The following is a 24,435-nucleotide window of genomic DNA, read 5'->3' as shown; positions in this document are numbered from 1 at the left end:
AATGAAAAATAATTTTCTGATATCCTTCATTTTAATTCTGAATTCATGGTCTATGTGGTCTCAAACAGAGCCGGTCGTAACTTTAGAGCTAAAGCAAACACCTGTTACAGAGGTCCTGCAACAAATAGAAGATCAAACTGATGTGAAATTCTATTTCCTCGAGGATTGGATACAGGATCTTAAAGCAACTGGTACGTACCAGAAGGCCAGGCTGCAGGTTGTGCTGGAAGAGATCTTTGCGAATACTTTGATCAATTATTACATAATGGACAGGCAGAGGGTGGTGTTGACAGAAAATGTGAGAATACATTCAAAATTACCTCCCGGTTTTTTTGGTAATGAAGAGAAAAAGGAAGATCAGAATGCACAGGCTGTGCCCTCTTTGATCAATCCAGGCAGGGTAGCCGATAATGGCGCAATGGAGACGGTGAGAATAGGGAGGGCAAATGGAGACGCTCAAAGTTCTTTTACCTTGTCTGGCAGAATAACATCGAAAGAATCGGGCGAGCCTCTTCCTGGGATAGCAGTAGTTGTGAGAGGTAGAAATGATCTTGGTGCTGTAAGTGACATAAACGGTCTTTATGAGCTAAAGCTGCCTCCTGGAGAAAATATCCTGGAGACAAAATCCATCACCACAGCAACTTTTCAGAAGCGCGTGCTCATCTTCAACAATGGAAGACTAGATATAGGCCTGGGAGAAAATCTCGAAATGCTACAGGAAGTCACTCTTGACGCGCAACGAAAAGAAAATATAAGAGAAGCTAATACAGGGGTGAACCAAATCAATGTACAGGAGATTAAAACCGTGCCATTAGTCCTGGGAGAGCGCGATATTCTAAAAGTTGCAACTACTTTACCGGGAATCACCACAGCTGGCGAAGGTGCTGCGGGTTATAATGTGAGAGGTGGTAAGGCAGATCAAAACCTCATTCTTCTCGATGATGCTGTCATTTACAATCCTTCCCATTTCTTCGGAATCTTTTCTGCCCTGAATCCTTTTACATCGGGTGAAGTAAAGATCTACAAAGGCAACATGCCTGCGGAATATGGTGGGAGACTTTCTTCTGTTTTTGATATAAGCACAAGAGATGCCACTACGCAGAAGTTTTCGGGAGAGGCTTCAATTGGTCCGGTAACTGGAAATCTGGCCTTAGAATTTCCTGTGATCAAAGATAAAGCAGGATTGCTGGTGGGAGGGAGAAGTACATATTCAGACTGGATCCTTAGATCTTTGGATGAAGAATCCCTCAAGAACAGCACTGCCATGTTCTATGACGTAGTTGCCAAATACAACCATATTCTCGATGAGAAGAGTGAGATCGAAGCCACGGGATATTTTAGTAGGGACGAATTCAGCATCACTTCAGATTCGATTTACAGCTACAGCAACAGGCTTGGATCCCTGAGGTATAACAGGACCCTTAATGACAGGCACGACGCCAGTTTGATAGTAAGTAATAGTGATTATGAATTTCAGATCGATTACGAAGGTTTCTCAGGTTTTGACAACTTTTCTTCAGCATATAACATCAACGAAACAGAGGTCAAAATTCATTTGAATTACCGTCATAATGAGACACATCAATTTGAATATGGAATTTCAGGAAAACTTTACAACATCCAGCCTGGAGAAGTTAGACCTCTTGGCGCAGATTCTGCTGTTGATCTCTTCCGAATTCCTAAAGAAAGAGGCTTAGAAACTGCCCTTTTTGCCACCGATAATTTTACCGTCAATGAAAAATTGCTGATCAACATAGGGGCACGGTATTCACAATTTGCGGCTTTGGGAGCCGGAACTGAAAATGTTTATGCCACAGGATTTCCTAAAAGTGAGGCCACTGTTATAGAACGAAAAACATATGGTAAAAATGAGGTAATGGAAACCTATGGAGGCCTGGAAGGACGAATTTCTGCCAGGTATTTTCTATGGCCAAGCTTTTCGGTTAAAGGAAGTTTCAATAATAGCCTGCAATATATCCATACGCTTTCCAACAATACTACCATTTCTCCAACAGATACCTATAAATTGTCTAATGGAAACATTGAGCCCCAAAAAGGAAGCCAGTACAGCCTAGGTCTTTACAAAAACTTCGACAATGATCTTTATGAAATGAGCATAGAAACTTATTTTAAAAAGGTGAGGAATATGCTCGATTTTAAAGTGGGAGCACAATTGTTCCTAAATGAAGCTGTAGAAACAGAAGTGCTTCAGGGGGAAGGGAAAGCTTACGGAGTTGAGATCCTGCTAAAAAAATCAAGAGGTGCGCTTAACGGATGGGTAGGGTACAGTTATAACAGATCCCTTATAAGGTTGGATGGTGAATACAGTGAGGAGCGTGTAAACAATGGAGAATATTTTCCTTCAAATTTCGATAAACCGCATGATTTCAGCTTCGTTGGGAATTACAAACTGACCAAACGCTTCAGCTTTTCTACAAATTTTGTCTATCAAACCGGTCGCCCTGTTACCTTCCCGGTAGGGCAGTACACATTTAATGGTCGAGATTATGTCTACTACAGTGAAAGAAATGCATATAGGATCCCCGATTATTATCGTTTGGATCTGAGTCTGAACATCGAAGGAAACCACAAAATAAAGAAACTGGCGCACAGTTTTTGGAACATTTCTGTTTATAATGTCCTGGGAAGGAACAATCCTTATTCTGTGTTTTTCGTCACCGAGGGAGGAGAAGTTAGGGCCTTGCAAAGTTCTATCTTTTCAATTCCAGTACCAACTATAACGTATAATATTAAATTCTGATGTCCATAAAACTGAGATCATATTTCTTTTTAAAGAATAACACGCTCTGGATGTTATTGTTCTTCGCCGGAACATTACAATCATGTGTCGAACCCTTTGACTTTGAACAGGAAACGTTTGAAAGTGCTTTAGTGGTAGAAGGAAGAATTACAGATAATGTTCAACACCACCGCATTGTTTTATCCAGAAGTTTTCGTTTTGAAGAGGAAAAGGCTGCACCAGAGGTAAATGCACAGGTTATAGTACAGGAAGAGGGGCAGCGGGAATATCTTTTCCAGGAGGTGGAACCCGGTATTTATGAATCGAGAGAGGAGTTTAGTGCAAAACCAGGAATGGAATACCAACTGTTGATCAATACCTCCAGTAATGAAGTTTATGCGTCTGAACCGACTGTGCTTACCCCGCAGTCCAGTATTGAAAATGTCACTGCCAGTAAGATCATAAATGAGGAGGGAGTTAGCGGAATCGTAATGCAAGTCGATAGCGGCAGCATACCGGGCGAATCACCATTTTTGATGTATGAATATCAGGAAGATTTCAAGATGGTTTCGCCAATGTCTGCTTTAAACGATTTTGATATAGTGAATGATCAAATAACTTTAGTTCTTAAAGAAAAGGAGGAATATACTTGTTTTGGGAGCGATAAATCCACAGATATTAACCTGGTCAATACCACTTTACTCGGAGGAAACAAGGTAAAAGGACATGTCCTGAATTTTATACCCAAGAATGATCCCAGAATTGCCCAGAGGTACAGCCTTTTAGTGAAGCAGTATGTATTATCGCAAAGTGCGTATTCTTACTATAACACCTTGAAGGATCTATCACAAGCGGAAAGTCTTTTTTCTCAAATACAACCAGGATTATTACAGGGAAATATGTACTCGGTAACCCAGCCGGATGAGCCTGTGATTGGATTTTTTAGTGTAGCTTCTGTAGCAACAAAAAGGATATTCTTTGACTTTCTGGATTTTTACTCTCTCTCTGAGGGAGGTGCAACCTTCGTGACCAATTGCCCAATTACCCGACCAGATGCTACCACCTTGAAAGCCTTGATCAGGGCGGGTGAGGTTAAATTTCTGGAGGAGGCCAATATGCAACCCCCAGATGAAGAAGGAGCAGGAGACTACAGAGTAGTTCCTCTGTATTGTATGGATTGTACTGTCTATGGCACCAATGTGGTTCCAGATTTCTGGGAGGAATAAATATTCGGTTAAAGAAAACTATAGGTTTTAAAGAATGAAGAAAAGAGATCTCAATATGTGGATAGGTAGGATAAGTGCTTTTTTGTTGCTGGTTCTAGCCATTCCTGAAAATTCCTTTTGCCAGATAAAGATGGCTGATGAGATGCAGGTGCGTGAAGCTTTAAAGTCTTTTCCGCAGGAGAAAGTTCATTTGCATTATAATTCCACCTTTCTTCTTTCTGGAGAATATTTGTATTATAAGATCTATCTTTTAAACAGTATATCAGGTCTTGAAAATTCACTAAGCAAAATAGCTTATGTGGAATTGAAGAGCGAGAATGGATCTTCTGTATTTCGGCAAAAGGTTAGGATTGATGGTGGAACGGGACAGGGAGATTTCTTCATTCCGGCTCATCTGCCAACAGGAAGCTATAAACTGTTGGCTTATACTCAGTGGATGCTCAATGAAAGCAATTGGGACAAAATTTTCCAGGGGGATCTCGTGATCGTAAATCCTTACACTTCAGATCGAACAGTGGATATACCGCGGGAAGGGATCAAAAATGACAGCATCTTATTCCAGGCGAAAAAGAGCCTGGATGATTTAAAAGAAGATCTGGCAGTTCCGAATTATGACAGAAGATCACAGGTGTCTGTAGATATCTCTCAATTTGCCGAGCTGGATCCTGAAGGCACTTATTCTGTTTCTGTTAGAAAACAATTGAAGGTAAAGGTTCCAAAAATGACAAATCCGGAAGAAATTTCCAGAACTTCTGGGAATATTTCTTTGTCTGGCTCAAATTCAGAAATTTTACTTCCTGAGGTACGAGGTGAGATCATTGCCGGTTACATCATTCCAAAAAATGTGAATGAAGTAGATGGGCTTCAAGACAAGCATGTAGCTTTATCCATTCCTGGGGAAAATTTTGAATTAAAAATTTCAGCTACAGATGAACATGGATTGTTTTTGTTTAACGTTGAAGCGGGCAGTGGAGGAGAAGAGGCGCTGATCCAGATTATAGGCAAAGACCGCGAAGACTTTATGATCGAATTACAGCCTTTTCCAGCCTTTGAACCTTCCGTACTATTTTCAGAATTTAAAATAGGTCCTGAAATTGAAGAGATCCTCGTTGAAGAAAGTGTATATAATCAGATCGAAAACGCCTATGCGGTAGTAAAGAAAGACACTGTCTCCAAGAAGCCTGGACAACTTCCATTTTATGGGGATCTTCTGGTAACTTACGAGCTTGGAGACTATACGAGATTCAATTCTCTAAAGGAAACTCTGGTTGAAATTGTAAGAGACATTACAGTGAAAAAGACAGCTGCCGGAGAATTATTGAAAACTCGAGGGGAGAACTCTTTAGTAGATTCCGAAATGCCCTCTTTACTCCTTGTAGATGGGGTGGTAGTCCAGGACCATGAACTTTTGATCAATTATCCAGCGAGATCGATCAGGTCAATAGGGATCCTTAGGGAGAAATATTTTTATGGTCCGCAGGTTTTCCATGGGATCATTCATGTAAAAACTATTGAAGGTAATTTTTTCGAACTTCTTGACAAAGAGGACTACACCTCGGCAACTCTTTTAAGGCCATTATTAACAAAGAGATATTTCAAACAGGAATATAAGGAGGGGAAGGAGGAAGAAAACCATATTCCTGACTTTAGAAGACAATTGTTATGGAACCCGAAAGTGATGGCGAAAAACGGGAGCATAGAATTCTACACTTCTGATGTTCCAGGGTTATATGAGTTAAATATTCAGGGTTATTCTTCAGCAGGCATACCTATTTCAGCAAAAAGAATTTTCAGGGTAAATTAAATAACTACCTAAAGGCTTCAAAACGGGATAAGAGTAAATAAAATTAGTTTCTAAGAAGATTAATTTCCTATATTTGCAGCCGCTTAGGAGGATTCAAAATTTTGAATTTAAGGTTCAAGATTCCCTTTTGAGTAAATTCAAATTTTAGATATTGAATTTTGAATTATTTCGGGGTGTAGCGTAGCCCGGTTATCGCGCCTGCTTTGGGAGCAGGAGGCCGCAGGTTCGAATCCTGCCACCCCGACAAAAAAATCCCTGCACGAAGGTGCAGGGATTTTTTGTTTCCACTAGAAAGGCTTTTGGACAAAGCAAAAATCACCTTTTTGACTCCCAGATCTTCTTGTTTGTTAGATCCAGGATCATAGGAGTGATGCTGGTTTTGCCATTTTTGACAGCCCAACGATCTGTTCCCTCCTCAACTTCTTCTATAGGAAATACAGTAAACCAATAATGTTCTCTACCCATAGGGTCTTCCTGTTGAATAACTTTTCCGTCATAATGCCTTATAGATTGACAGGTCCATGCAATCTCTCCCAGTGGTTTGCGAGGAAAGTTGATGTTGAGCAGTTCCATTTCGTATTCATGCATCACCTCTTTTAGGGCTGGCTTCACGTAAGGTTCCAGGGCATCGAAATCAGGTTCATCGTCGCCTACAGATACACTTAATGCAATACCTCTAATACCAAAAAGAACCGCCTGTCTCGCAGCCGATAATGTCCCTGAATGCCAGGCCGAGTTTCCCAGGTTGGAGCCTATATTAATTCCTGAAAGTACCAGGTCAATGTCGTCAAATAAATGAGTGCCCAGTGCCACACAGTCGGCCGGAGTTCCACTAACGCGATATGCCTCCATGCCTTCAAAGTGGATGGGAGATCTTTTATAGGTTATGGGTCGGGCAGAAGTGATCGCCTGTCCCATAGAAGATTGTTCCACATCGGGCGCCATCACAATAACCTCCCCATATTCTGCAGCACATCTCGCCAGGGAGGAAAGCCCGGGGCTGTAAATTCCGTCATCATTAGTTACCAGGATCTTCATCATTCTCTTCTTTAAAACATTCAATATTTAAATTACAAAACTTTGGGAAAAAAGTACCAAGAGGAATTATAAGTCTATGTTAAGAAGCATCTTGAAGTGTTGCTGCCTGATTAAATTTATTAAAAAGTTTAAAATATGAAGAAGGCTGTCCTTATCCACAATCCTACGGCAGGTTCTGGAGAACACGAGAAAGCAGAGGTGAAGAAAATGATAACATCTGCAGATTATGATGTAACATATTTTTCTACAGATCAACCAGGCTGGCAGGAATTTACTTCAAAAGATCCTGAGATCATTTTTGTGGCAGGAGGAGATGGTACCGTTCAAAAACTAGCGCAGACCCTACTTATCTCAAAAAATGCTGAGGTCTCAAAAATTCCTGTTCAGATCCTCCCTTTTGGAACAGCCAACAATATCGCTCATACCTTAGAGATTCCGTCAGAAATAAACAGCGAAAACCTGAAGAAAGAAAAGCAGGTAAAAAGTTTCGATATAGGTCAGATTTCAGGAATTGACTCTTTTGATTTTTTTATAGAAGGGATGGGGTTTGGCATATTTCCGAAGCTCATAAGAGAAATGGAAAAGAATGAAGTGGAAATTGAAGATCCCGATAAGGAGTTAAGGGTCATCCTTATGAATTTAATTGAAATCGTGAAAGATTTTGAGGCAAAAGAGGCAGAGATCATTATAGATGATGAAGCGATAAAAGCAAATTTTCTCCTGGTTGAATTGCTGAACATCAAGTTCATTGGGCCACAATTTTATTTAGCTCCGGAAGCAGATCCAGGAGACGGGAAATTTGATCTTGTGGTCATTCCTGAAGAAAACAGGGCGTTGTTAGTGCAATACCTGGAAGATTTGCTTCAGGGAAGAAAAAACGAAACCTCCTTAAGATCCCTCTCTAAAACCTATCGGGGAAAAAAGGCAGTTTTACAGTGGAAAGGTGAGGAGGTGCATGTCGATGATGACCTGTTAAAGCATTATAAGAATGAAAAAATAGTAGTTGAAGTAGATCCTGGCAGACTCCAATTTCTTGTTGAGGATTAAAGCTGGTCCTTAAAGTGTAGGGGTTGAAGCTACTTTCTTCAGGATGTCCTGACTGATGGGTTTACTTATAAAACCTTTTACTTCCTGGTAAGACTTTGCTCTTTCCTGGTCTTTGCTGTAAATTGAAGAGGTGACGATGTAAATATCACAGCTGTGATAAATATCAGGGCAACATGACTTCAGGTTATCCAGGAATTCCCACCCATCAAGGCTCGGCATATTGACGTCCAGCAGGATGATGTCGGGACTTATTCCTTCTTCCTTAAAAGATCTCAATGCCATTTGAGGATCATTGAACAAATGGTCGGCTTCAAAAAGGCCACTTATGCTTATCATTTTCTTTACGATGATCCTGTAGATGTCATCATCGTCCACTACTGCGATCGTCTTTTTCACTGGAATTTGATTTTAAATGTAGTGCCAATCCCAGGGGTGCTTTCCACTTCAATTTCGCCACCCATGGCTTCCACCTGGTGTTTGGTTATAAAAAGTCCGATGCCCCTGGAGTCTCTTCGGTTGGTAAAGGTCTTGTAAAGACCAAACAGCTTATCCATATTTTTTTCAAGGTCAATTCCAATTCCATTATCTGAAATGTGAAGGATCCATCTTCCGTTTCTTTCAGTAGCCCTGATCTCAATAACAGGTTTTCTATTTTCATCGCTGAACCTCAAAGAATTCGAAATAAAATTGAGCAACACGCTCTCTAGATAAGCCGAATTAAAATAAACCCTCGCCCCCTCTGGAATCTCCACGATCATTTCTGCTTTCTTTTCACGAATTTGAATTGAAAGATTCTCTATGGTTTTGTTTACAAATTCCTGAAGGTTAAGGTTTTCCTTCTTCAAATTGGGACTATTCTGAATGGAAACTACTTCATTGAGATGATGTAAAGTCTGGTTGAGATTTGCGGTAACTTTAGTAAGAAGTTCAACATAGTGTTCCTTTTCTTCCGGAATTTCACTCATACCATACAGGTCCAGGATGGACTGTATGTTAGTAGAATGCGACCTCAAATCATGGGAGATGATGTATGAGAAATTGACCAGTCTTTTATTTTGATCTAACAGCACCTTGTAGGATTTCGTCAGTTGTAATTCTGCTTCTTTGCTCTTCGTGATATCTTCAATAATGGCAATATGATTAGAAGGCTCCTGGCCCGGGTGCCATAAGGGAGAAACAGTAAGTTTGATCCAACCTACCGTACCATTTTTCCTAATGGCTCTTTTTTCCAGGCTGTACTCCTTGATCTCCCCCTGCAGTAATTTTTGCATGAGCTTCTGGTTTTCCTCAATATCCTCGGGATGTGAAAGCTGCCTGAAACTCATTCCGGTAATTTCTTTTTCTGAATAGCCCGAAAAGTTTCTGAAACGCTTATTGGTTTCTATGAAGGTTCCGGTTCTTGTGTCCATTCTGGCCATTCCCACTGCCGCCTGATTGAATATTTTCTTGAACCGAAGATTACTGTTAAATATCTCAATGTTCTGCGCATCGACCATTGCCTGAAGTCTCTCCGGGCGTTTCATGATCTTTACGGTACGATGTTTTAACCAGAATGCTAAAAATAAAAATAGTACGCCTAGAGGAAGCAGACTTATGAAAGGAACAAATTTGTTTTCAGGCGCAATATGAATCTTCCAGTTTCCGTCGGTGAAAAGAATTTCTTCGGAATAAGCATCAGATGATAAGTCTTCATCTAGGAAAAAAGTGGCAATTCCAGTATCTGGATCTACCTTTGAGAACTGAAATTTATAATCTTTGGAATTCAATTTATTGAAACCGGCATGCTTCAGGAAGTTCTCGAACTTAATGATCACGGCAGAAAATCCCCAGAACTCATCTTCAATAAAAACGGGCAACCTGCCTACCACAGCTAATCCACCTTGTTTAAGCTCAATAGGACCGGCAAAATACATTTTCTTTTCATCAATAGCTCGTAAGGCTTCCTTGTTGCGGGTCTCGTCCTTCAGAATGTTATAATTGAGAGCCGCTTCGTTCTCCTCCAATGGGTAAACATGAGTGATCACACCATTTGGCACCAGTTGAATAGCATCAAGAAATGGATTTGCCTCCAGAAGTTGCTTAGCCTTGATCTCGAAATCATTGATCTCTCCGTTGTCACCGATCAATAAAGCCTGACTTAAGGCAGCCGAATAACTACTTTTTAAGACCTGGGAAATATTATTATCTATAACCTGTATGATTCCGCGCATCTCGCGGCCCCGTTCCTCATGCAGAATTTGATATCGTTGCCAGTAAATAAAAGCTCCCAGGAGCAAGACGGTGAGAAAAACTAAAAATCCGGCCAGTACCGGTTTGTCGGATTTTAGGGGAAATCCTGTTTTTTTAAAGCTCATGCTGGTTTTAGCTATTAAACAGCAAGTCTAATACTAATAATTCTATTAAGAAAATTTTAACAGCTAAAACTTCAGGTTTTTGAGCCTGTTATGAAGAATTGAAGAGGTCATTTCAAATTGTATTAAAAAACGTACATAAGGAAATAGCTATCAATCATTTTCAATCTCTAAGGAGTAAAATAACAAGTATTTCAGCATCTTAACGTTTAGTTTTGTTTTCGATCTAAAATTTAGGGATATTTATGGAATATAAATTATTTATAATGAAAAATTCTGCTGTTCCGTTTAAGAAATTTGCTCCAAAAAAATCCTTTTTGATTTTTTTGTTTTTCTCCTGCTCAGTAGTACTTTTTACAGGATGCCAGGATAAGAATTATGCAGAAGTTCCTGAGACTCCAGTTACTGCTGCTGCTGAAACTCAGGATCAACAAGTGGAAAGAGGTAAATACCTTGTCACCACCATTGGTTGTGCAGATTGTCATTCTCCCAAGAAATTTGGAGAAAAGGGGCCGGAAGAAATTGAAGGGTTGCAACTCTCAGGATTTCAGCAGGGGCAAGAGCTACCAAAAGTAGATATGTCTCAGCTGCCGCTTGGTTATATGGTCATGAATGGAGATCTTACAGCAGCTGTTGGTCCCTGGGGCACCTCTTTTTCTGCAAACATCACTTCTGATGAGACCGGTATTGGAAACTGGAGTTTGGAACAATTCAAAACCGCCTTGCGCAAAGGAAAATTCAAGGGACTTGAAAATTCCAGAGAACTTTTACCTCCTATGCCCTGGTTCAACTTTGCGCACCTTACAGACGAGGACCTGGAGGCTATGTTTGCCTACCTGCAAAGCACTAAACCTGTCGAAAATGTTGTCCCGGCACCAATTCCACCCACGCAACTGGCGCAGAAATAGGGTGTCAAAAATGGCATTTTTGGAAGGTAAAAAAAAGGCCTCTGCATTGCAGAGGCCCCGGCCGTCCCCGACCAACCTAAACTTAAACAAAAATCTACTGAACCTATTCCCAGTATTGAGGTTTGGCCTCATTGGTAAGCTGATTCCAATATGCCGGCGTTACCTTTCGACCATCAAATGTTTTTAGTTTTCGTTCAAACACTGCGACTACAGGGTTAAAAGTAATATCTGTTACTCCAAGGGTGTAAAGCTGGGGCTCTTCAGGAGTTTTTCTCTTTTCTTCCTCTACCAAAACCTCAAATTGGTTGTGCTCGAGAAGTCGGGTGAGAAATTCCTTCCTGTCTCCATGGATCTTTTTCTCAATGAAGCTCACTCTTGTTTCTCCAATGCTTCCGAAGCTATGTTTTCCATCTAATGCCATAATTTTTTAATTTAAAACTGCACTTAATTGATGTATGTATTCGTACAATGGGCTATAGAGGCCGAGGGCCAGGATTCCCACTACTGTTATAAGCAGGCCAAGTCTCATGTACAATTTGTTTTCAAAAAACGGGATTGGATCTTCCCCTTTTCGCACGAACATTGCTCTTATCACCAGCAGGTAGTAATAAAGAGAAATGGTTACGTTAATCACCGCCAGAAAGACCAGCAGGTAATAACCTTCACTGGCTGCTGCCGTGAAGAGGAAGAACTTTCCGAAGAAACCTGCTACCGGCGGAATTCCCGCTAAAGAAAAAAGTGCCAGCATCATGACGAGACTCAACTTCGGATTAGTTCTGTAAAGCCCTTCATAATCCTTCATATTCTCTTTTCCTGTTTGGGTGGAAATAGCCTGCACAACTCCAAATGCTGCCAGATTGGAGAAAATATAAATGGTTACAAAGTAAATTACTGTTGCAGTTCCCAACAGGCTTCCGTTTATAAGCCCCAGGAGAATAAATCCTGCCTGTGCAATGGAAGAGTAGGCAAGGAAACGTTTCATGTTCTCCTGTCTAAGGGCAAAGATATTGCCAATAAACATAGTAGCCACTGCAAGCACAAAAAGCATAGGCTCCCAGATGTGCATTAATGGCTTAAGCACGGTGAAAAGCAGGATCATCAATATAAAGGCTGCAGCACCTTTGGAGATCACAGAAAGGTATGAGGCAATGCCAATTGGAGCTCCCTCATAGACATCGGCAGTCCAGAAATGGAAGGGCACAAGGGAAATCTTAAATGCGAGTCCGGCGAAGAACAGTAAGAATCCAAGAATGGTAAGGTTCTCCGCAGTCAAGGTAGTTAGTATATCCTCAAAATAGATGGAACCGTTGGTGGCATAAAGCATGGTGATCCCGAACAGGGATACTCCCGAAGCCAAAGCTGCCGAAAGAATGAATTTGATTCCGGCCTCGCCCGATTCTCTTTTGATGATTTCAAAGGCCGCAAGAGCAGCAACGGGTAGGGTGGAAAGTTCCATTCCTATGTAGAACATAAGAAAATCGCCTGCAGAGATCATAAAATATATTCCCAGCAGGGAAGCGAACAACAGGATGAAAAATTCTGTTCCTCTTTCCTGATTCATCATATTCTTTTCCAGCCATTCCGCCGACTGAAGTAAAAGAGTGAAAACGCCGATGTTAAAAACGCCTTTAAAAAAGTGGATCATGTCATTACTCCTGAACATTCCTCCAAATAGAAAACTTTCAGCAAGAGGTAAGAATCCTATTGCGGTATGTATTCCAAAGAAAATCAAAGCCAGGTGCAGAATACTACTTTTCTTACGATCGAGAATTGCTATCTCGGCAATGATGAGCAGCAGGATGATCGCCAGTAGGGAGATCTCGTGCCGCATTAGTAAAAAACTACTCAGTTCCATTTTCTATTCTTTTAATTTATAGCACTCCCTGGATGAAGGGCTGAAGGCTTTCCATAATTAAATTGCTTATCCACAATGGAGCTACACCAATTCCTATAATGGGGATCAACAATAACATAATTCCTGTTTTTTCATACCAGGTGGTAGATTCAAGTTTTGTATAGGCTTCATTCTTCACCGGGCCCATGAGCATTATTCCAACCACCCGCAGTACATATACTGCAGTTACCACTATTGCTGAAATAGAGACAATGGTGGCGATCCTGTAGAACATGCTGTCCTGCTGAAATGCACCCATAAAGATGTTCATCTCAGCGACAAATCCGCTGAATCCGGGTAGCCCCAGCAAAGCCATTCCGGCAATTACGTAGATTACCGAAATAAAAGGGATCACCTTAAGCAAGCCACCGAGTTTTGTAATATCCCGGGTGTGCGTCCTACCGTAGATCATTCCGATCAAAGCAAAGAACAGGGCCGTCATGAATCCGTGAGACAGGGATTGTAAGATGGCTCCATTCCAGGCTGTTTTATTCAGCATGAGCAGCGCGAAGGTGACCATCCCGAGGTGGCTCACAGAAGCGTAAGCGTTAATATATTTCAGATCGGTTTGACGCAGGGCAGCAAAGGCGCCATAGATTACCCCGGTAGCCGAAAGTATGATGAAGAACCAGCTCCACTCTAATGCTCCTGCAGGAAGCAGGAACATAGCTACTCTAAAGATTCCGTAGCCTCCAAGCTTCATCAAAACTCCGGCGTGTAACATGGAAACTGCAGTAGGCGCAGAGGCATGTCCATCAGGTGACCAGGTATGGAAAGGAAATAGAGCTCCTAAAATGGCAAATCCGATAAAGGTTAAAGGGAAGAACAGCTTCTGCGCTTCAAAAGGAATGTTCACCTTGGCGATCTCAAGGATATTAAAAGTTAACGCTCCGCCATCGGCATTTGAATTGAAATAGATCCCAAGGATTCCCACCATTAAAACTGCGGAAGCTCCCATCAACATCAAGGTGAGCTTCATAGCAGAATACTCTTTGTTTCCGGAACCCCAGATGCCAATTAGCAGGTACATTGGGATCACGGCGATCTCGTAAAACACAAACATTGTAAAGAGGTCTATAGAAATAAAGAACCCGTAGACTCCGGTAGCCAGCACGATCAGGGAAATAAAAAATTCCTTGGGTAATTCTTCCATTTTCCAGGAGATAAAGACTCCGGCAAGAACGATGATGGAGGTAAGCAGGACCAAGGAAACTGAGATTCCGTCCACTCCAATATTGTAATGGATATTGAATTGTTCAAACCAAACCAGGTCTCTGGTGAAGAGCATTACAGCATCATTGACTGCTCTCTCCCTGAAGTATGCGAATAATAGGTTTATAGCCATTCCCAGCTGGATCAATCCACCAATCATGGATACGATCCTTGCTTGTTTTAGATCTTTGGTGAAGACCAGTGCCAGGATCACCAGAACCGGAACAACGACAAATAGAGTTAAAATATCCATAACACTTTAGTTAGTATAAATGTAAATGAAGACCAGGGCGAGGATGACTACCCCTCCAATAAAGCCGAAAGCATAGTCCTGCACCCGACCTGATTGCCAGCCTTTGATCTTTCCCGAGATCACAACAGTTTGATTTCCTATTCCTTCCATGGTGGCATCAACCACTTTTTTATCAAATTTTGCAATGGGAGCAGCTACATTCTTAAAGAAGATGGTCCTTGCCATGAAGAGATAGATCTCGTCAAAATAGAATTTGTTTGTTGTCCACTTGTAAAGGGATCCAAATGCCATCGCAAATCGCAAAGCCAGATCGTTCTCCTTTTTGTAGAAGATCCAGGCAAGGAAAATTCCCAACGCACCCACCGCTACAGCAATAGCTGCAAGAGGTAAATTTAAATGAGCTTCAAATCCCGCTTTATCTGCAGTTACTAATTCACTAAAGGGCACGAAGCCTGCTGTAATTGTAAGCACTGCCAGAACAATAAGCGGAATGGTCATGGAAGCAGGGGATTCATGCGGAGTATGAGCATATTTTGTGTCCTTACCCCAAAATATTCCGAAGTAAAGCCTGAACATATAGAAAGCGGTTAAACCTGCTACAAAGACACCCACTCCATAAATGAACTGACTGTTGCTGTAAGCTGCAACAAGGATCTCATCTTTACTCCAGAACCCGGCCAGTGGTGGAACTCCTGCAATAGCAAGAGCTGCAATAAGGAACGTAATGTTGGTCACTGGCATATATTTTCGCAATCCTCCCATGTCCTGCAGCAAATTACTGTGTACCGCGTGGATCACAGAGCCTGCTCCAAGGAAGAGTAAGGCTTTGAACATGGCGTGGGTGAAAAGGTGGAACATGGAAGCCATGTAACCTACACCTTCGTGTCCGTCAAAGCCGGAAACACCGAGCGCCATCATCATGTAACCAAGTTGGGACATGGTTGAAAAGGCGAGGACTCTTTTAATATCGGTTTGAGTAATGGCAATGATAGCAGCAAATAAGGCAGAGAAGGCACCTACATAAGTGACGATCTGCAGCGAAAATCCATCTTCAACCATATAGAACATCGGGAAGAGGCGGGCAACGAGATATACACCGGCAACAACCATGGTTGCGGCGTGTATCAAAGCGGAGACAGGGGTAGGTCCTTCCATCGCATCGGGTAACCAGATGTGTAGCGGGAACATAGCCGATTTCCCCGCACCACCCATAAAGATGAGGATCAGTGCCCAGGTGATCACCGAAAGCCCCATAAAGGAAGAGGACGCCCAGGTGAGGATCGCAGGTCCTTCAGGATCATTTAGTAGTTGAAAGTCAAAAGTGTTGGTATAAAAGCCGATGATAAAGATCCCGATCAAAAATCCGAAGTCGGCAAAGCGGGTAACAATAAAGGCCTTTTTAGCAGCTGCAATGGCCGAAGTTTTTGTATAATAATATCCAATGAGCAGGAAGGAAGATACCCCCACCAATTCCCAAAATATATAGATCTGGAACAGGTTCGTGGCGAGTACCAGTCCGTACATTGAGAAGGTGAAAAGAGAAAGGTAGGCGAAGAAACGGGTATAACCATCATCGCCTTTCATGTAGCCTCTACTGTAGATGTGCACCATTAGGGAGACGGTGGAAACTACGATAAGCATCATTACCGAAATTGGGTCCACAAGCACACCCATGTCTATATGCAGTGTATCGGTAAAATTGATCCAGACCGTTTTCTCTATAAAGGTTTGATAAGCACCATTAGCTTTTCCGGAAACAAAAAAATATTGCCAGGCAGTATAGTAGGAGAGGAGGGTGGAGGTAGCCAAACCTGCCACACCAATAACGCCCGATGCTGCCGGTTTGATCTTATGGCTGAAGATCCCGAGGACCAGGAAGACGGCCAGGGGGATCGCAGGAATTAAAAGAAGGTTGATGAGGTTCATTTCTTTTACAGATTAATGCTTCATGGTTTCAGTTTCGTTAACTTCTACAGAGCCTGTTCGCCTGTAGATGTTGATGATAATAGCCACTGCCAAAGCAGTTTCGGCCGCGGCTACGGCTATGATGAAAATGGAGTATACCATTCCCTGCAGAAGCTCGGGATAGAGGTACTTATTGATCACCACAAAATTTATTATTGAAGAATTCAGGATCAACTCCAGAGAGATGAGGATTGAGATGAGATTCTTTCGGGTAATAAACCCATATACTCCAATGAAGAACAGAATTGAAGTGAGGGTGAGGATTTCGTTTATGCTTACGCCCAGGATCATAGGTTTTATATTTATCGGCAACTGCCGGATGTGTTCAAATTATTCTGGTTCAAAAATGTCATTTTAGACACCTATTTCTTCTTCAGGTACTTTCTCTTCATTAACTTCCTTCGAGATCTTCTGAAGGATCTTTTCGGGATCTATTTTTTCAAGGGGAGGTTGCTTAATTGCTCTTCCACCTTTTGCGATCACAATAGCTCCTATCATTGCTGAAAGCAGCAGTACACTTATCACTTCAAAAGGCAGAATAAAACCCTGTTTTTTGAAGCTGAGCAGCGCTCTTCCAATTTCTGCTGTGGTAGTAGTTGTAGTCACTCCGGCTGCTTCAAAAGGATGCGCATAGATGGTTGCCAGGAAAACACTTAAACCCAGCAGGCAAAGTAAAACAGAGATCGTTTGCCTGTATTTCCCGGCCACTTCCAGTTCCATTTCTATATGCTGAATAAGAAGGACAGAGAAAATGATGAGGACCACGATCCCCCCGGCATAAACCGTTAGCTGAATGGCAGCAAGGAAGTTGTAATCCATCTGAAAATAGAGTCCGGCAGCTCCTATTAAAACGAAGAGGAGATATACTACCGACCGAAGCATTTTCCGGCTGCTCACCGCGGCAATTGCCGAGGTAACCATAATTATTGCTAGGATGTAAAATATTACTTTTTCCATGGCTTATTCTTCTACGCCGGCTCTAACCTTTGACCCGGGTTTGTTTAATATTCTCGTAAGCTTTGTCCTGTCGTAAACAGAATTTTCGAAATTTTGTCCCCATTTTATAGCATCCGAAGGGCAGGCATCTACACAAAGTCCGCACTGGGTGCACATTCCAAGGTGGTAGATATGTTGATCTATAGCTTTTTTCTTTTTACCGGTCTCAGGATCGATCACGCGGTCCCAGATAATTTCAATACTTCCGTTAGGGCAGGCGAGTTCACATTTCTGGCAGCCGGTACAGCTGTGTTCATTGTTCTCATCATGCGGCATGACCACTTCCCCACGAAAGCGTTCGAACATCTTTAGCGTGTCGCGATTGTCTGGGTACTGCTGAGTAATAGCACCTTTACGGGCATTTAGAAAATACTTGCCGGTAACCTTCATCCCTGTGAGGAGGGTAGCAATTCCGTGGTATATATTAAAGAAATAACCCATAGCAATTAGATTTGAATGGTAAGGTTAAGCCATACGATCACGGCCATTAGCACCAGGTTTACCAGGTTGATAGGAAGCAGGTATTTCCACTCGAGCGTTAACAACTGATCAACTCTTAACCTCGGAAAAGTCCAGCGGAACCACATCATGAGGAACACCAGCACAAAAGTCTTTGCAAGGAACCATAAAAGCCCCATCCATGGCAGGGAATCTGTGATCCCGAAAGGAGATAACCAGCCTCCAAAGAAGATCGTGGTGGCGATAGCAGCAATGATGAACATATTGATAAACTCCGCCAGGAAGAAGTAAGCGAACTTCATCCCTGAATATTCGGTATGATATCCTGCCCCAAGTTCAGATTCGGCTTCGACCATGTCAAAGGGAGCACGGTTGGTTTCGGCTGTACCTGCGATCATATAGATCATGAAAGCGATGATGGCGGGAATATGTCCCTGCACGATCAACCAGCCGCTCTTTTGTACTTCAATAATTTCAGAAAGCTGAAGGCTGCCGGTAAGGATCACCATGGTAAGTAGTGAAAGCCCGACGGATAATTCGTAACTCACCGTTTGCACTCCGCTGCGCATGGCGCCAATAAGAGCAAATTTGTTATTGCTGCTCCAGCCTCCCAAAAGAATGCCTATCACTCCAATAGAGGAAATGGCGATTAGAAAGAAGATCCCGATGTTGATGTCAAAAGCCTGAAGGTCTTTGGTGAATGGAAAAACAGCTAGAGCCATTAAGGAGGTGACTATGACGAAGTAAGGGGCGAGGTTGTAGAGGAATTTATCGGCCTTCACTGTGCCTGTAAGTTCCTTGGACACTAGCTTTAAAGCATCGGCAATGGTTTGAAATAAGCCCAGGTAACCCACCCTGTTCGGACCTATCCGAAGCTGAAACCATGCAGCTACCTTTCTTTCAAGCAATACCAGGAATAACCCCAGCACTGCAAAGACAGAAAGATAGATCAGGGCGATCATGGCCATATTTAACACCCCTGTATTTATAAACCAATCGATTATGGTTGAAATGCTGTTCATTTTTGTCAGGTTAACGATCAATATCAGGTACAACAATATCTATAGTGGCCATGGTAGCGACCAGGTCTCCGATTTTCCCGCCTACTGCAATGTGGTTGAGCAGGGAAAGGTTGGACAGCCCCGGAGAACGGAATTTCACCCGGTACGGATTCTTTGTTCCGGTGCTAATGATATAGACACCGAATTCCCCTCTGGCGGTCTCGACCTTCTGGTAGAAATCTCCTTTTGGCAATTTAATCACCGCGTTGGTCGCAACCTTGAAATCACCTTCAGGAATGTTATCAATGAGTTGTTCGATAATGTTTAGAGATTCCCACATCTCGGCAATTCTTACCTTGTATCTTGCGAAGGAATCTCCGGCAGTATCGAGAGCTTCAGTGAAATTCACCTTCTCAAGTGCACTGTACGGGTGATATTTTCGGACGTCACAGGAATATCCCGATGCTCTTGCCACAGGGCCTGAGGCGCCAAAATTGATCGCATCTTCTTTAGTCAAAATACCTACTCCTTTTGTTCTTTTTTGGAAGATGATATTGCCGGTGAGGAGCCGGTCGTATTCAGGAAGTTTGGATCTAAAGTGAGGAATGAACTCCTTGACCCTTTTTACAAAATTGGGATGTATATCCTGCATCAATCCGCCGGGAACGTTATAGTTCATTGTTAAACGGGCACCACAGGTCTCTTCAAAAATATCGTTTATCATTTCCCTGTCCCTGAAGCCGTAGAAGTAAGAGGTGAGGGCACCAACATCCATACCCATCACGCCCCACCAAAGAGTGTGAGAGGCAATTCGGGTCAATTCTCCCAGGATGGTGCGAATGACTTTTACTCTCTCGGGGATCTCCAGTTCCAGCGCTTTTTCAACGCAGAGGCAAACTGCTTCGTTATTGATATGAGATGAAAGGTAATCAAGCCTGTCTGTAAGATGAACTATTTGCTGATAGCTGTTACTCTCGCACATCTTTTCGATGGAGCGGTGAATATATCCCAGGTCGGGTTCTACCTTTTTAATGATCTCCCCGTCGATGGTAAGCAGCAGTCGCAAAACTCCGTGGGTTGCAGGGTGTTGCGGCCCCATGTTGATGAAGTATTCTTCAGACTTAAAGCCTTTTTTTATTGTGGTAGGTTCTAAAGTAGCTGTTTCCATAATTCCTATTTTACAACCATGTTTGTTTCATCAACATAATCCTTCCGAAGCGGGAAACCTTGCCAGTCTTCGGTAAGGAACAGCCGTTTTAAATTGGGATGTTTGCTAAATTTTATTCCGAAGAAATCGTAAACCTCCCGCTCGTGATAATTGGCTGTAGCCCAAAGATCCTGTACGGAGTCAAAAACAGGATTTTCACGGTTTGTCTGCACTTTCACTACAAGAGTGTGACGGTGCACAGTTGATTCCAGGTGGTAAACCACTCCGAATTCTTTTCCGTAATCCACTCCGGTGAGACAGAACAGATAATCAAAATGGGTTTCGGGATTATTTTTAAGCAGTTGCATGAGTTCATGCAGCTGTCCCGGTTCAACATTAACAGTGAGGTATTGAGAGCCTTCTTCAGAGAATTGCGGCTGAGGAAATTCGGGATCGGGAAACCAGCTTAAAATGGTTTGTTGTATTGCTTCATTTGTCATAGCCATTTCATTTTAAATTCCTTCATCAAAACCATCAATTGGATTAGCTTTTTCCAGTCTTTTCTCTTTCAGGATCTTTTGCTGCAGCATGATCATTCCGTCGAGCAGCGCTTCAGGTCGCGGAGGACACCCTGGAACATAAACATCAACCGGGATCACGTGATCTGCACCCTTTACGACCGAATAAGAGTTGTAAAAGAATGGTCCGCCGCTAATGGCGCAGGCACCCATGGCTATGACATATTTTGGTTCGGCCATCTGGTCGTACAAACGCCGTAGTACCGGAGCCATTTTTGTGGTGATAGTTCCCGCAATAATAATAAGGTCGGCTTGCCTGGGGGATGGGCGTGCAACTTCAAAACCAAAGCGGGAATAATCATGACGTGCAGCACCCGTCTGCATCATCTCAATTGCACAACAACTGGTGCCGAAATAGAGCGACCAAAGAGAGTTGGCACGTCCCCAGTTAATCACTTTATCAAGAGAGGTGACCAGGATATTCCCACCGTTTCCTGCAGGAATTACGTCTCCCGGAAAATCTGCCGGAATTCTGCCTTTTTGGGCAGCCTGTTCTTTATTGTTTACTATTCCCATTTCAATGCTCCTTTTTTCCATGCATATGCTAATCCCAAGCCCAGGATGAAGAGGAAGATGAGGATCTCTACCAGGGCAATACTTCCCATTTCTCCAAATACCACTGCCCACGGCACCAAAAAGGCAACTTCCACGTCGAAAATGAGAAAGAGAATGGCGAAGAGGTAGTAGCCTACTTTAAACTGAACCCAGGTGGGTCCTATAGTGGTCATTCCACTTTCATAGGGCTCCCTCTTGGCAGGGTTGTCAGATTTTGAAGAGATGAGATTGGAGAGGAAGTTGGCGCCGGCGACCAAAAAGATCCCCGCGATAAGAAAGACTATGATTGCTTCTGAACCCATTTTGATACAGGTTTATTTGTTAATAAAATTAACGTTTCAGTTGCAGGTAAGAACTGATCTTCATCAGTTCTACGCTACTTTACTTCATAAGTTTCTCCTGAAAAAAACAAATCGTCTGTCTGTTTAAATTTTGACTTTGACTTTATCTGCGCAGTGAGCGCATCTTCTCTCTCTTCCAAAGTCACATCGTCATAACTTCTAATGATTCCGGTTACCAATGGATACTCAAGTCTTACCAGCATTTGATGCATGGTAGGATCTTTCTCTTTGGCATCGTGAACCAGGATGTCTTCTTCAGTTACTCCATTCTCACCTATGGTCACAACCTCCAGTTTTAGCTTGTTAAGCACCAGTCCTTTGTTGCGCTCTTTTCCGAAGATCATGGGCTTCCCATGCTCCACGAACAATTGTTTGTCTTCTCTTACCGACTTGTCTGTGTACTTTACATAGCAGCCGTCATTGAAGATCACGCAGTTTTGAAGGACCTCTACCAAAGAGGTGCCTTTAAATTTTTCTGCTTCAATGAAAATATCTGTCATTTCTTTTGGCGCATTTCCGCCTATACGAGCGAAGTACCTCGCCTGTGCACCTATGGCCAATTCACCCGGGGAGAATGGAGGCTGAGTATTCCCAAATGGAGAGGATTTTGTTTTTTGGCCTACTAAAGAAGTAGGGGAGAACTGTCCTTTTGTTAGTCCGTAGATCTCGTTGTTGAACAGGATGATATTTAGGTTGATATTGCGTCGCAGCACGTGAATGAAATGGTTTCCGCCAATTGCCATACTATCGCCGTCCCCGGTGATCACCCATACGCTGAGGTTTGGATTGGCTAGTTTTACTCCCGAAGCAATTGCCGGAGCCCTTCCGTGAATTCCATGCATTCCATACGTTCCCATATAATAAGGGAATCGCGAAGAGCAGCCAATTCCGGAAATGAACACCACATCCTCTTTTTTGACACCCATTTCGGGCAGAGCTTTTTGAACAGACCTTAGAATAACATAGTCGTCACAGCCGGGACACCATCTTACCTCCTGGTCATTTGCAAAATCCTTATACGTATATTTATTTGCAGTTAGAGTTTCCATGTTATGCTAGAATTTGTTTGAAATTTTCTATGAGCTCGGTATTGGCAAAAGGAAGTCCCTGTACCTTATTACATTGAAGGAATTCCCTGCTGAAGTTCATTCTGAGAATACTTGCAAACTGTCCGTTGTTCAGCTCACAAACGATCACCTTTTTGAACTTTTTGAAGACTTCTTCTGTATTTTTCGGAAGCGGATTGATGTAATTGAAATGAGCAAAGCCAATATTTCTGAAGCCTTCGTCATACAATTGCTTGGCAGCGGTATGAAGCGAACCATAGGTACCTCCCCAACCAACTATAAGCAGGTCACCTTCTGAAGCAAATTCAGGAATAAGTTCAGGAATGAAACTCTGTACCCTTTTCACCTTCTCGGACCTTACCTGCGTCATCACTTCATGGTTCTCGGGCACGTGCGATACGTTTCCGGTCTTTTGGTCTTTTTCAAGTCCTCCCACGCGATGTTCAAGGCCCGGAGTGCCGGGTACAGTCCAATCCCGGGCAAGAGTGATCTCATCCCTGTTGTACGGATGCCAGTTTTCTTTTACCTCTGTAACTTTTCTGGTTTTGATCTCGGGCAGGTCCTCTACTTTTCTGATCCTCCAGGGAGCTGAACCATTAGCGATATAACCGTCGGTCAACAGTACCACCGGAGTCATATGCTCAAGAGCAAGTTTTGCAGCCTGATAGGCATAGATAAAGCAGTTGGCCGGAGTACTTGCGGCGATCACTATCACAGGGCTTTCCCCGTTGCGGCCATACATGGCCTGTAGGAGGTCAGATTGTTCGGTTTTTGTGGGTAATCCTGTTGAAGGTCCTCCCCGCTGAACGTTCACTACCACAAGCGGAAGTTCTATCATCATTGCCAGGCCAAGAGCTTCCCCTTTTAGAGCGAGTCCGGGACCTGAAGTAGTTGTAATAGCAAGATCTCCTGCAAAGGAAGCTCCGATCGCCGAGGTAATCCCTGCGATCTCATCTTCTGCCTGGAATGCTTTTACTCCAAAATGTTTATGTTTTACCAGTTCGTGTAGAATATCTGTCGCAGGAGTTATAGGATAGGAACCTAAAAATAGTTCGAGTCCGGATTTTTCTGCAGCGGCAAGAAAGCCCCAGGCCGTCGCTGTATTTCCCATAATGATCCTGTAGGTGCCGCTCTGCATCTTTGCAGGAGAAACACTATAGGAGTTCGGGATCAATTCTATAGTTTCAGCATAGAAATATCCGGCATTAAGCACTTTGGTATTGGCCTCAATGAGATGAGGTTTTGTCTTGAACTTCTTGTTAAAGAATTCTATGGTATGTTCAGGAGAACGGCTGTAAAGCCAGTAAACCATTCCGAGAGCAAACATGTTTTTGCTGCGGGTGATCATCTTTTGATCCAGGCCTTCAATATTTTTAAGAGCCTCTTTTGTCAAAGATGACATTGGCACCTGAATCACCCGGTAATTTGAAAGGCTACCGTCCTCGAGTGGGTTAGTTACATATTGAGCTTTTTCCAGGTTCTTTTTGGAAAAGGAATCTGAGTCTACAATAATGGTCTGTCCCGGTTTTACAGCGTAGAGGTTCGTCTTTAGTCCTGCAGGGTTCATAGCTACGAGGAGGTCAACATTATCACCTGGAGTACTAATTTCTACACTTCCAATATGCACCTGGAAACCAGAAACGCCGTAAAGACTGCCTTGTGGCGCCCTGATCTCAGATGGATAATTTGGAAAAGTAGCCACATCGTTGCCAAACATTGCCGAGGTGTCAGAAAACTGGGTGCCGGTGAGCTGCATTCCATCGCCGGAGTCTCCCACAAAGCGAATTACAACGGCTTCAAGAGCTTCGGCTTGAGTTTGAGATTTTTCTGCTGCTATCATACATGAGATTTTG

General features: G+C 42.8%; 22 protein-coding genes and 1 tRNA gene. 6 read left to right on the top strand and 17 right to left on the bottom strand.

The annotated features are described in order from the left end of the window. The first annotated feature begins 1 nt into the window (after window position 1). From HC175_RS01500 to HC175_RS01485, 4 genes are all read left to right on the top strand, one after another. Window positions 2–2,761, top strand: coding sequence for a TonB-dependent receptor (locus tag HC175_RS01500; protein WP_168136744.1), 2,760 nt, complete (start codon window positions 2–4; stop codon window positions 2,759–2,761). Beyond that, window positions 2,761–3,966, top strand: coding sequence for a DUF4249 domain-containing protein (locus HC175_RS01495; RefSeq protein WP_168136743.1), 1,206 nt, complete (start codon window positions 2,761–2,763; stop codon window positions 3,964–3,966). Before HC175_RS01500 ends, HC175_RS01495 begins: the two co-directional genes overlap by 1 nt. A gap of 34 nt (window positions 3,967–4,000) precedes the next feature. Continuing rightward, window positions 4,001–5,770 carry a hypothetical protein gene (locus HC175_RS01490; protein ID WP_168136742.1) on the top strand — a complete coding sequence of 590 codons (1,770 nt, stop codon included), beginning with the start codon at window positions 4,001–4,003 and terminating at the stop codon, window positions 5,768–5,770. Window positions 5,771–5,939: 169 nt separating this feature from the next. Beyond that, window positions 5,940–6,014, top strand: a tRNA-Pro gene (locus tag HC175_RS01485). A gap of 71 nt (window positions 6,015–6,085) precedes the next feature. On the opposite strand, the gene surE is transcribed toward HC175_RS01485, so the two are convergent. Beyond that, window positions 6,086–6,811: a 5'/3'-nucleotidase SurE gene (surE, locus tag HC175_RS01480; RefSeq protein WP_235942494.1), complete on the bottom strand. Its 726-nt coding sequence runs from the start codon at window positions 6,809–6,811 to the stop codon at window positions 6,086–6,088. A 132-nt stretch (window positions 6,812–6,943) separates the two neighbouring features. Here surE and HC175_RS01475 point away from each other — a divergent pair, with 132 nt between their 5' ends. Then, window positions 6,944–7,855, top strand: coding sequence for a diacylglycerol/lipid kinase family protein (locus HC175_RS01475; protein WP_168136741.1), 912 nt, complete (start codon window positions 6,944–6,946; stop codon window positions 7,853–7,855). Between the two features lie 9 nt (window positions 7,856–7,864). On the opposite strand, the gene HC175_RS01470 is transcribed toward HC175_RS01475, so the two are convergent. Together HC175_RS01470 and HC175_RS01465 are read right to left on the bottom strand one after the other, a co-directional pair. Next, on the bottom strand, window positions 7,865–8,251 hold the full coding sequence (locus HC175_RS01470) for a response regulator (RefSeq protein ID WP_168136740.1): 387 nt from the start codon (window positions 8,249–8,251) through the stop codon (window positions 7,865–7,867). Further along, complete coding sequence (locus tag HC175_RS01465) at window positions 8,248–10,209, bottom strand: PAS domain S-box protein (protein WP_168136739.1); 1,962 nt, start codon at window positions 10,207–10,209, stop codon at window positions 8,248–8,250. The genes HC175_RS01470 and HC175_RS01465 overlap by 4 nt, the downstream gene beginning before the upstream one ends. A 263-nt stretch (window positions 10,210–10,472) precedes the next feature. On the opposite strand from HC175_RS01465, the gene HC175_RS01460 reads away from it, so the two are divergent. After that, entirely contained in the window at window positions 10,473–11,114 is a 642-nt protein-coding gene (locus tag HC175_RS01460) for a c-type cytochrome (protein WP_168136738.1), read from the top strand. Window positions 11,115–11,217: 103 nt separating this feature from the next. Here the strand turns inward: HC175_RS01460 and HC175_RS01455 are convergent, their stop codons facing one another. The 14 genes from HC175_RS01455 to HC175_RS01390 all read right to left on the bottom strand — a co-directional run bounded on the left by HC175_RS01455 (window position 11,218) and on the right by HC175_RS01390 (window position 24,422). Then, entirely contained in the window at window positions 11,218–11,535 is a 318-nt protein-coding gene (locus HC175_RS01455; RefSeq protein WP_168136737.1) for a hypothetical protein, read from the bottom strand. Window positions 11,536–11,541: 6 nt separating this feature from the next. After that, window positions 11,542–12,969, bottom strand: coding sequence for an NADH-quinone oxidoreductase subunit N (locus HC175_RS01450; RefSeq protein ID WP_168136736.1), 1,428 nt, complete (start codon window positions 12,967–12,969; stop codon window positions 11,542–11,544). Window positions 12,970–12,985: 16 nt separating this feature from the next. Beyond that, complete coding sequence (locus HC175_RS01445; protein WP_168136735.1) at window positions 12,986–14,473, bottom strand: complex I subunit 4 family protein; 1,488 nt, start codon at window positions 14,471–14,473, stop codon at window positions 12,986–12,988. 6 nt (window positions 14,474–14,479) lie between these two features. Continuing rightward, window positions 14,480–16,399, bottom strand: coding sequence for an NADH-quinone oxidoreductase subunit L (gene nuoL, locus HC175_RS01440; RefSeq protein WP_168136734.1), 1,920 nt, complete (start codon window positions 16,397–16,399; stop codon window positions 14,480–14,482). 12 nt (window positions 16,400–16,411) lie between these two features. Beyond that, complete coding sequence (nuoK, locus tag HC175_RS01435; protein ID WP_168136733.1) at window positions 16,412–16,729, bottom strand: NADH-quinone oxidoreductase subunit NuoK; 318 nt, start codon at window positions 16,727–16,729, stop codon at window positions 16,412–16,414. Between the two features lie 63 nt (window positions 16,730–16,792). Continuing rightward, window positions 16,793–17,395 (bottom strand): NADH-quinone oxidoreductase subunit J family protein, encoded by a 603-nt coding sequence (locus tag HC175_RS01430; RefSeq protein WP_168136732.1) that lies wholly within the window; start codon window positions 17,393–17,395, stop codon window positions 16,793–16,795. Window positions 17,396–17,398: 3 nt separating this feature from the next. Next, window positions 17,399–17,875 carry a 4Fe-4S dicluster domain-containing protein gene (locus tag HC175_RS01425; RefSeq protein WP_168136731.1) on the bottom strand — a complete coding sequence of 159 codons (477 nt, stop codon included), beginning with the start codon at window positions 17,873–17,875 and terminating at the stop codon, window positions 17,399–17,401. A 5-nt stretch (window positions 17,876–17,880) separates the two neighbouring features. After that, window positions 17,881–18,915 carry an NADH-quinone oxidoreductase subunit NuoH gene (gene nuoH / locus HC175_RS01420; RefSeq protein ID WP_168136730.1) on the bottom strand — a complete coding sequence of 345 codons (1,035 nt, stop codon included), beginning with the start codon at window positions 18,913–18,915 and terminating at the stop codon, window positions 17,881–17,883. A gap of 10 nt (window positions 18,916–18,925) precedes the next feature. Continuing rightward, window positions 18,926–20,062 (bottom strand): NADH-quinone oxidoreductase subunit D, encoded by a 1,137-nt coding sequence (locus HC175_RS01415; RefSeq protein WP_168136729.1) that lies wholly within the window; start codon window positions 20,060–20,062, stop codon window positions 18,926–18,928. A 5-nt stretch (window positions 20,063–20,067) separates the two neighbouring features. Beyond that, entirely contained in the window at window positions 20,068–20,541 is a 474-nt protein-coding gene (locus HC175_RS01410; RefSeq protein WP_168136728.1) for an NADH-quinone oxidoreductase subunit C, read from the bottom strand. Between the two features lie 12 nt (window positions 20,542–20,553). After that, window positions 20,554–21,135 carry an NADH-quinone oxidoreductase subunit B gene (locus HC175_RS01405; protein WP_168136727.1) on the bottom strand — a complete coding sequence of 194 codons (582 nt, stop codon included), beginning with the start codon at window positions 21,133–21,135 and terminating at the stop codon, window positions 20,554–20,556. Beyond that, window positions 21,126–21,476, bottom strand: a complete 351-nt coding sequence (locus tag HC175_RS01400; protein WP_168136726.1) for an NADH-quinone oxidoreductase subunit A — start codon at window positions 21,474–21,476, stop codon at window positions 21,126–21,128. Before HC175_RS01400 ends, HC175_RS01405 begins: the two co-directional genes overlap by 10 nt. 74 nt (window positions 21,477–21,550) lie before the next feature. Continuing rightward, window positions 21,551–22,564: a 2-oxoacid:ferredoxin oxidoreductase subunit beta gene (locus HC175_RS01395; protein ID WP_168136725.1), complete on the bottom strand. Its 1,014-nt coding sequence runs from the start codon at window positions 22,562–22,564 to the stop codon at window positions 21,551–21,553. A gap of 1 nt (window position 22,565) precedes the next feature. Further along, window positions 22,566–24,422 (bottom strand): 2-oxoacid:acceptor oxidoreductase subunit alpha, encoded by a 1,857-nt coding sequence (locus tag HC175_RS01390; protein WP_168136724.1) that lies wholly within the window; start codon window positions 24,420–24,422, stop codon window positions 22,566–22,568. Between the last annotated feature and the right edge of the window lie 13 nt (window positions 24,423–24,435).

The organism is Salinimicrobium oceani (genome assembly GCF_012037645.1).
The sequence above is the reverse complement of the archived record's forward strand: the minus strand, read 5'-3'. Positions and strand labels throughout refer to the sequence as shown.